The sequence below is a fragment of the Microcoleus sp. Pol12B4 genome (assembly GCF_036701385.1).
In the GTDB taxonomy this organism is placed as follows: Bacteria; Cyanobacteriota; Cyanobacteriia; order Cyanobacteriales; family Microcoleaceae; genus Microcoleus.
Map to the genome: position 1 here is coordinate 1 of NZ_JAUBQR010000268.1, position 8,229 is coordinate 8,229.

Below are 8,229 nucleotides of genomic sequence, written 5' to 3' on the forward strand. Positions count from 1 at the left end.
CCCGGCCACTTCCCCAAAGTCCTCAGTACGTTAGTCGCACCCGTCGAACCCGAACCAACCTGTCGAATATCAATTCCCAACATCCATTTCCCCAAGGCGTACCCCGTCGGAATCGAACCCAGCAGATAAGCTGCTATTAGCAGTGCGCCATTTAAAATTATCCAACTAGTCATTTTTTACTTTGAGATTTCGTGTACTTTTAAAATTTGCCACCTTTCCCCTAGCATAATTGCTAATTACTAATTAGCAATTAGCAATTAGCAATTAGCAATTACCAATTAGCCAATCAAAAATCCTTAGCAGCCATTAAAGTTTGCGGATCGGCAGCAAATGCCAGCCATAACGGAAATTGCAGGATTGACAAATTAATTAAATCCTCAGTTTCATCAATGACAATTAGTGGCAATTTGCCATCTTTCACCAGTCGATCGGCTTTTTGAGCCAAAGCCTCCGCAGACTCAAACATAATAATCCCCCGTTCTGGGCCAAAATCGCTGCGAGTAATGCCCAAACAGTCCTGCAAACCCCGGCGCCACTCTCCCAAACGTTCGGGACTGTTGGCGAGCACCAAAGTCCGCACCCGTCCACCGTATACGCTTCTGAGTACAGAAATAATAGTCGAAGTAATCAAGATATTTTGCAAGCGCGAACCCATAGTCCGCAAAGCACCCCTTCCTCCTTGGGTGAAAAACCAGTTAGAAACTCGTTCCGCGTGGATGGGTTCAAAAGTGCGGCGAAGTTGCCAAGGCGGGCCGTAGTAGTCCGGGAGAGTGCGGTATTGATCGAGGGTGCGGCGAATTTGTTTGGCTTGTTCTTGAAATCCCTGTTCGGCAAATTTGGGATTTACTGGTGCTGAGGATTGAGACTCCTCAGCAGGAATTTGCTTGGATGTCTCTTGCACTGGTGGCGTCAAATCTAAGAGTTCGGCGGTGGCCGCCAAATCCTGCAAACTGCCTACTAGATAGTCTTTGAAACCTTGGACTCGAATTGCTAAATCTTGGGAAACGCCGGCAAAAGTGGTTCGCATTTCCTTTTGAATTCGATCGCGCCGGCGTTCGAGTTTTTCTACTTCGATTTGTAGCGCTTGTTTGCGCTGATCTAGTTGAATCAAGCCGTCTTGTACCAAACGCCCGATCGATGCTTGAGCCTGGCCCAACGCTTCTATAGCATTGGCTTTGTCGGCTTCCAAGGTGGCAATTTTTTCTGTCAAAGCTTGTTCTTGCTGCTGCAATTCTTTGACTCTCTCTGCCAACTGTTCGGTAACATTTTCTGGGATGGGCGTTACCGTTTCTGCGGTTGCTGTTGGCTGGGAGTCTGTTGGAGGATCGATTTGAGCGATGGGACTTTCTGATTCGCCATCGTCGGTGTTGGGCGGAATTTGGGCGATTGCGCCTGCTTCGTCCACGAATTGGGCGATTTCGGCATCTTCCTCGCCCAGTGGCGGGTCTGTTTCTGGCGGGAGTTGGGCTGGCAGTTCATTTTGGTCGAGCCACAAATCCTCTGTTTGAGATGGAAGCGGGTACTCCGTCTCATTCACAGGTAAATCGACTTCGCCGTCACCGCTTGGGGCGGCTGGTTGTGAATGCGGTTCTTGGGTTGGAGATTCGTCTGAATTCATGGGAAATTTTGTTCGGCGTGGGCATGGAAAAGTTAAAAATTTAAAATTAACAACTTTTTTAGTCTTGACGGGGACAGCGCTGTTCTAAGCAGGTCTGTAGCATTTTACGATCGAACAGAACCGGCAGAAAGTGAATGCTGTTAATTTCTTTGAAATAAAACAAAATCGGCACAGCGGGCCAAAATATCCGCCAATTTTGCCATTCTCGGTAAGGAAAGCGGCGGATTAAGTTGGACTTTCGATAAATGTCCAAATCTGTTGGGGTAAATTGCAGCCGGAGGGTGGCGGCTTGGTACATCAGAAACAAGCCGAACACAGAAAGCGGCAAACTCACCCACTTCTGAACGAACAGCAGCGGTACGGCCGCCAGTACCAAGACTAGGGGAATCGCATAACTCGGAGCGAGTTCGATCGTACTTGTCGGCGCAGTCGAAGAGGCAGTGGTATTCACGGGTTTAAATCAAGGGTAGTAAACGAATGTTGCCGATTATTCATATTTTATATGTTTCCTAGCTTACAAGCCTTTGAGTACGCTAGAGCCCGTCCCCTGAAACATCAGCCAAGTCAGGAAAAAGTTCACAATAAAAATAGCAAGTAAAGCCGTCACCACAGCCGTAGTAGTCGATTGACCGACGCCTTTTGCCCCGCCGGTGGTGGTCAAACCCCAGCTAGTGCCGATTACAGCAATCAAGCCACCGAATACAAAAGCCTTAATTGCCGCGCTGCAAATATCCCACAGACTCAGGAAATTGCGGACTGATTCTAAAAACACGCTTTGAGAGATGCCGTACATTGTCGTAGCAATCAGCAGTCCGCCGACGATGCCGGTGACGAGACACATGATGGTTAAAATTGGCAGCATCAAGCAGCAAGCAAGGACGCGGGGAATTACTAAATAGTCGATCGGGTCTGTTCTGAGCATCAGCAGGGCATCTATCTGTTCTGTTACCTGCATCGTGCCGATTTCCGCTGCAAAAGCCGAACCTACCCGTCCCGTCACGATGACGGCTGTTAAGACGGGGCCGAGTTCGCGAGTCAAAGACAAAGCCAAAACGCCACCGACGACATTGCCGGCACCGAGGTTAATAAACTCCCTCGCCACCTGAATAGTAAATACCATGCCGACAAAACCCGCAGTCAGCAAAGCAATCAGCAGAGATTCCGGGCCGACTGCTGCCATTTGGTCGAGGGTGTTACGGCGGTGAATTTTGCCCTTCAGCAAGTGCAGCATGACTTGGCCGCCCAATAAAATTGCTGCCAGCAACCGCTGACTCCACAAACTGAGGCTCGATGGTGTAGTTGTGCTCAAGGGATTTCGAGTGTAGAACAACTGCCAAAAATGAAATCTATCTACAAATCTTAAACAACTTTCTTCTCTAAGATTTAAGATTTTTGACATAATTGGCCGCTGAGGGCGATCGCTGCCTATCGTAGAAAAGGACAAGTTTTGTTTGCTTGTACCTTTCGGCAGTTTAGCTGAATTTACTGACTCTTATGAGCATTTTCCCCAATTTTCTTCGCTCTCTACTGCTGACCAGCCTGTTGAGCTTTGTCGCCCCCTTATTGTTAATCGGTGCGGGATTGACTAGCTTTTCGCTGATCGGCTTCGTCCCTGCTCTCCAAGGAGTTGGTCGTTCTGGAGAAGACCTGATTTTGCAGTTCTTAGCTACTTTCGGCAGCGGCTGCCCCCTCCAGGGTTTTTTCGTGATCGGCCTAACTTTTGGTTTGGTGGGTGCTTTGTTTGATACCTACGCTTCTTATCAGCATTCGCGGTGGAGTTAATCGAATCTTCGATTTTAGATTATTAGATGGGAATTCCTGGCTCGAATCTAAAATCTAAAATTGCTGGGTTCGGGTTGGCTCGGATACCCGCACCGGGGATGATTTTACAATACCGATCGCGAATGTTCGGAAATGCGATCGCCCTTTTTGCGGAAAACCGACTCCCCCTATTTCTGGAGCTGGAATATATTAAATACAGGTTGAGTCAAGTGTTTCTCAACCATCAAAACTTCAGATAGTCGAGGTATTAGTTATGGCACTTATTCGTTGGGAACCTTTGCGGGAAATGGACTCCTTGCAACGAGAAATGAATCGGTTGTTTGATAGCTTGTCACCGACAACAGATCGCGCATCTAACGGTGTTGCTTTTGTACCCGCCGCCGAACTCGATGAAACTCCCGAAGCCATCCACCTTAAGTTAGAAATTCCGGGCATGGAAGCTAAGGATTTGGACGTACAAGTAACCGCAGAAGCTGTTGCTATCAGCGGCGAACGCCGTCACGAAACTCAGACTGAAGATAAAGGCATGACTCGCTCTGAGTTCCGTTACGGTTCGTTCCGCCGGGTGATTCCCCTACCGGCAAGGATTCAAAATGACAGCGTACAAGCTGAGTACAAAAATGGAGTTTTGCACCTGAATTTACCCAAAGCAGAAGCAGAAAAGAACCGCGTGGTTAAAGTTCAACTCGGCTAATAAATAATTGTTGGCTAATTTCTGAGAGATAGGGCGTGCGGTGCGCGCCCTATTTGTTTTGGGAATTGGGCATTGGGAATTGGGCATTGGGAATTGGGCATTGGGAGTTTGACGAATGATTCTTCCTTTTTCCTTCTTCATTCTTTCATCCATCCGTTACATCCTCAGAAAGCGAATCCGTTGCCGAACTTCCTTCTTCCGATTCTCCAATCGTGCTAAACTCCCATAAGCAATGGTTGGTGAGGAGACTTGCGTGCCGAGTCAGGGAGTTGGAGGAAATGGAATTGCATCTGAGTTTGGAGACTTAACCGGAATGACTCGCCAAGAAATCGATGATTTTTTGCGCGGCTTGGGTGCAGAAATCAGAAATACTAGAGATGGTTATGTTGAATATAAATTTTTTGATAAGTCAAGAGTAATGATCCGTCCTAACGGTGAAGTGATTAGAACGCCTGCACCGAAATATGGATCAGATGGAAAAAATCTCAACAAAGGTTTGCGTCTCGATAGAGATGGTAAATTATTGTGAACGATAGACGAATTTGGTAATTTAATTCTAGGTACTCACAATACGGGAGAAAAATTAAATGAGTGATTGGAAGGATGACTATAACTTGCTTGGATTGGGTGGTTTTACATCTTTAATCACAAATGTCAAAGTATCTTTATGGGGAAACGAAGTATTAATTGAATGCGTCTACAATCCAGAAGAAAGATTGCTTTATATCCTGGCATTCAAAGACTGTCGCGATATCAGTTGGACTGTACACGATGAAGAGGCAGTTGGCGAACTGGAAGCTGAATTCTTCGGAATTTCTTTGGGCGATGCCGAACACCGCAAGCCTGCGGTGATTACTACAGACATTTTTGAAATTTCAATTTTGTACGGCAGTTTTAGCATTCAAAAGGGAGAAAACCTAAATCCTGAAGTAGCAGATTCAGAAACAGAGGATTGGGGTATCACAATCGCCAGCAGCAGTATTGTAGAAATTGTAAACCCCCGCGCGGTTAAATTGCCAAGCCGTTAGTAATATTATGTCGTGTAAAATAACTATTACAGTGATGGACGAACTCCGACTCCTCGAAACTGGGTTTTTTACCTAATCTGCGGGTTTTAACGAAGTATTTTCGTAAAAAACCCGGTTTCTGGGTCCCAATGCGTAAGTCCTATATTATTAGGTTTGTAGTGAGGAGTGAAGTCCTCATCAAAAATGTGAGGATTGAAGTCCTGACTACAAAATAATTACCAATTTTTCAAAAAAGACAGTAGGTATTGTTGTCCGCCTCAGTTTACGATACTTAATAGAACTTTTTTCCCAGATGAGGTAAAACACAATGCCTGATATTGTTGATATTGCCGTAGGTGCGGGTTCGTTCCAAACCCTGGTAACAGCCGTGCAAGTAGCTAATTTAGTAGACGCGCTCAAAAGTCCGGGCCCTTTTACTGTCTTTGCACCCAATGACGATGCTTTTGCGAAATTGCCGCCGGGAACTATCACAACCCTAGTGCAGAACGTTCCCCAACTGACTAGGATTTTGATGTTTCATGTCGTCTCCGGTAAGTTTATGAAAGCTGATTTGGCAAAACTCGGCTTTGTTACTTCCTTGGAAGGTTCGCCGATTAAAATTGATTGTTCTGACGGTTTTGAGGTGAAAAATGCTACAGTTGTCGCTGCGGATATCGAAGCTGATAACGGTGTGATCCATGTGATCGATAACGTAATTTTAATGGGATAATTTCGCCGTTTAATCTCGCTGCGGGAGCCAAGCAGGTGCTTTGCGGTGCCGCTTTGCTCCCGATCGCGCCCTTGTTTTTATCGGTTGAAGGTAATTTCAATATAAAAAAGTTGTCTTTTCGGCGGATGTATTTTAAGATGATTGTTTGAAAAAGTTTAAAAATCAATAATTATAATATAAGCAAACCAGTTTGGTGAGCACTATGCAAATCCTAGCCGCCAGCCTCAAAGCACAAGTCCGCCAGCGTACCTTGGAACTGCAAGTTCTCAACGAACTTACTGCAAAAGTTCAAGCCGCTCTCAGTGTTGAGGAAATTTGGTCTGCGTGTCTAGCACATCTCGATCGCCTGATTCCTACAGAGGCGATCGCCATTTTGATGCTACCGGACGATCGAATATACCTGGAACACTTACAGCCGTTAAGTGCTAGCGCCAAAGCCGAAATTGAAGGGCGCTTGCAAGCTGCTCGCAGTGAATGGCTTGCTGGCAATCGGGACTGGGCGCACAACATCGCTCCCCCACCAATTACTCAGTTTCAGTCTGTCTTGATGGCATCAGCCAACTCGGATGAAACTGAAGAATTGTTGGGAGTATTTTTCATCGGTGCAGAGCAGGAAAATGCTTTTAATTTGGAACATCTTTGTTTGCTCTACACGGTCGCTCAAATTTGTGCAAAACAGTTAATAACCTTAGCACGTAAAAAGAGCAGTGTCAAGGATAAAATTCAAAATAATTTTGCTCTGGATTCGGAAAGTCAAGAACTATTGTTGCGGGCTGTAATGGACGAGGCCCCGGACGGAGTTTTTGCGAAAGATAGAAACTTTAGATACATTTTTGTAAATAAAAGTTTTGCTGAATATGTGGGGAAAAATGTTGAGGAAATTATCGGCAAAGATGATATTGAATTAGGGTTTTCAGCCGAATTAGTATTTGGCGATGGCAACGGCCAAATTAGGGGCATCCGCGAGGAAGATCGAGCTGTGCTGGCTGGGGAGAGGGTTCGCAATCCCTACCAAGTCATCCTCTTTGAAGGTGCAAAACAGCACATCTTGGACACGCAAAAAGTGCCGCTATGCGATGCAGAGGGTAATATATTTGGGGTTTTGGGTTTTTCTAGAGAGATTGGTCAATTGCAGGTCACAGATGAAGCGAGGAATCAAAGCCAAGCCAAACTGCAAAAAATTACTGCTAGCGTACCCGGTACGGTATATCAAATTGACTTGCGTCCAGACGGCTCGATGGCATTCTCGTTTGTTAGTGCAGGCTGCCGGGAATTGTATGAAATAGAACCAGAGGTGGCTCAGCAGGATTTTAATGTAATTGTTGACATGATTCATCCCGAAGATCGAGATGATTTTCTCAACTCGGTGACGCTTTCTGCTGAAAATTTGCAGCCTTGGCGGTGGGAAGGAAGAATTGTCACTCCATCAGGAAAACTTAAATGGGTACAAGGAGCTTCCCAGCCAGAATTGCAAGCATCGGGAGAGATAGTTTACTACGGCTTGTTCACGGATATTAGCGCCCGGAAACAAGCTGAACGGAAGCTGCAACTTTATCAACAAATCTTTTTGAAATCCAACGATGCGATCGCGATCTTAGACCCCCAAGGCTATTACTTAGAAATAAATCAAGCTCACACGGCTTTGCTGGGTTACAGTTCGTCCAAATTGTGGGGAAAAACCCCTGCAAATCAGATGGGAGAACAGGCATTTGCGTCGGTACTGCAAAGCTTGGCAGAAACAGGGAGTTACCGAGGCGAAATGACCTGTATTAAGGCTGCGCAAGAAGGAATAGTTGAGGTGGAGCTTTCGGCTTTTGCGGTTCTAAATGATGCAGGGGATGTAGTTTGTTACGTAAGCGTCAAAAGAGACATCACCGAACGCAAGCGAGCTGAGGAAAAACTAAAACTTTACCGACAAATATTTTTAAACTCCAACGATGCGATCGTCATTATCGATGCTGACGGGTTTTTCCTGGAACAAAATCTTGCTCACCAAACGCTTCTAGAATACACAGACGCGGAATTAGAAGCAGAAGCTTCGCCACTGGTTGCGGGGGAGCGTTTTTCGGCAATTGCCCAAAGTTTAGCGAAAACAGGAAGTTTTCGGGGCGAAATTACTAACTGCACTAAAAAAGGCAAAACGCTGGCGATCGACGTTGCGGCATACTCTGTGATTAACAACGCCAATGATGTAATTTGTCACGTCTGCGTCAAGCGCGACATTACCGAACGCAAAAAGGGAGAAGAAGAACGGCAAAAATTTGTGTCGCTGATTGAAAACAGCAGCGATTTTATCGGTATGGCTACCCTGAAAGGCAAAACACTGTTTGTCAACGAAGCCGGACGAAAACTGGTGGGTGTAGAGAATCTTTCGGCAGTGCTTTATACGGAGATATGG

Annotated in this window: 11 protein-coding genes; 7 read left to right on the plus strand and 4 right to left on the minus strand. The window is 45.9% G+C overall.

The genetic code is table 11. The features are described 5' to 3' along the window. From QUA38_RS25640 to QUA38_RS25655, 4 genes are all read right to left on the minus strand, one after another. The coding region (locus QUA38_RS25640) for a glycerol-3-phosphate acyltransferase (protein WP_333166919.1) at positions 1-173 on the minus strand (173 nt) is incomplete at its 3' end. 113 nt (positions 174-286) lie between these two features. Next, positions 287-1,618: a DUF3086 domain-containing protein gene (locus QUA38_RS25645; protein ID WP_333166908.1), complete on the minus strand. Its 1,332-nt coding sequence runs from the start codon at positions 1,616-1,618 to the stop codon at positions 287-289. A gap of 58 nt (positions 1,619-1,676) precedes the next feature. Further along, positions 1,677-2,069 (minus strand): DUF3119 family protein, encoded by a 393-nt coding sequence (locus QUA38_RS25650; RefSeq protein ID WP_333098475.1) that lies wholly within the window; start codon positions 2,067-2,069, stop codon positions 1,677-1,679. A gap of 63 nt (positions 2,070-2,132) precedes the next feature. Continuing rightward, positions 2,133-2,927 carry an MlaE family lipid ABC transporter permease subunit gene (locus QUA38_RS25655; RefSeq protein ID WP_333098473.1) on the minus strand — a complete coding sequence of 265 codons (795 nt, stop codon included), beginning with the start codon at positions 2,925-2,927 and terminating at the stop codon, positions 2,133-2,135. Between the two features lie 185 nt (positions 2,928-3,112). On the opposite strand from QUA38_RS25655, the gene QUA38_RS25660 reads away from it, so the two are divergent. The 7 genes from QUA38_RS25660 to QUA38_RS25690 form a co-directional block, all read left to right on the plus strand. Then, complete coding sequence (locus QUA38_RS25660; RefSeq protein ID WP_333073045.1) at positions 3,113-3,400, plus strand: hypothetical protein; 288 nt, start codon at positions 3,113-3,115, stop codon at positions 3,398-3,400. Between the two features lie 26 nt (positions 3,401-3,426). Further along, complete coding sequence (locus tag QUA38_RS25665) at positions 3,427-3,639, plus strand: hypothetical protein (protein ID WP_333166909.1); 213 nt, start codon at positions 3,427-3,429, stop codon at positions 3,637-3,639. A gap of 14 nt (positions 3,640-3,653) precedes the next feature. Continuing rightward, positions 3,654-4,094: an Hsp20/alpha crystallin family protein gene (locus tag QUA38_RS25670; RefSeq protein WP_333166911.1), complete on the plus strand. Its 441-nt coding sequence runs from the start codon at positions 3,654-3,656 to the stop codon at positions 4,092-4,094. Between the two features lie 313 nt (positions 4,095-4,407). Continuing rightward, entirely contained in the window at positions 4,408-4,623 is a 216-nt protein-coding gene (locus QUA38_RS25675; RefSeq protein WP_333166913.1) for a hypothetical protein, read from the plus strand. Between the two features lie 58 nt (positions 4,624-4,681). Next, positions 4,682-5,122: a hypothetical protein gene (locus tag QUA38_RS25680; protein ID WP_333166915.1), complete on the plus strand. Its 441-nt coding sequence runs from the start codon at positions 4,682-4,684 to the stop codon at positions 5,120-5,122. A gap of 307 nt (positions 5,123-5,429) precedes the next feature. Next, the gene (locus tag QUA38_RS25685; protein WP_015178455.1) at positions 5,430-5,831 is read left to right on the plus strand and encodes a fasciclin domain-containing protein; all 402 of its coding nucleotides are present in this window, start codon (positions 5,430-5,432) and stop codon (positions 5,829-5,831) included. Between the two features lie 202 nt (positions 5,832-6,033). Next, the coding region (locus QUA38_RS25690; protein WP_333166917.1) for a PAS domain S-box protein at positions 6,034-8,229 on the plus strand (2,196 nt) is incomplete at its 3' end.

Excerpts from the sequence above, each read along its gene's own strand:
- QUA38_RS25675 (WP_333166913.1), top strand. The coding sequence starts at position 4,408 with ATGACTCGCCAAGAAATCGATGATTTTTTGCGCGGCTTGGGTGCAGAA.
- QUA38_RS25665 (WP_333166909.1), top strand. The coding sequence starts at position 3,427 with ATGGGAATTCCTGGCTCGAATCTAAAATCTAAAATTGCTGGGTTCGGG.
- QUA38_RS25660 (WP_333073045.1), top strand. The coding sequence starts at position 3,113 with ATGAGCATTTTCCCCAATTTTCTTCGCTCTCTACTGCTGACCAGCCTG.
- QUA38_RS25670 (WP_333166911.1), top strand. The coding sequence starts at position 3,654 with ATGGCACTTATTCGTTGGGAACCTTTGCGGGAAATGGACTCCTTGCAA.
- QUA38_RS25685 (WP_015178455.1), top strand. The coding sequence starts at position 5,430 with ATGCCTGATATTGTTGATATTGCCGTAGGTGCGGGTTCGTTCCAAACC.
- QUA38_RS25680 (WP_333166915.1), top strand. The coding sequence starts at position 4,682 with ATGAGTGATTGGAAGGATGACTATAACTTGCTTGGATTGGGTGGTTTT.
- QUA38_RS25645 (WP_333166908.1), bottom strand. The coding sequence starts at position 1,618 with ATGAATTCAGACGAATCTCCAACCCAAGAACCGCATTCACAACCAGCC.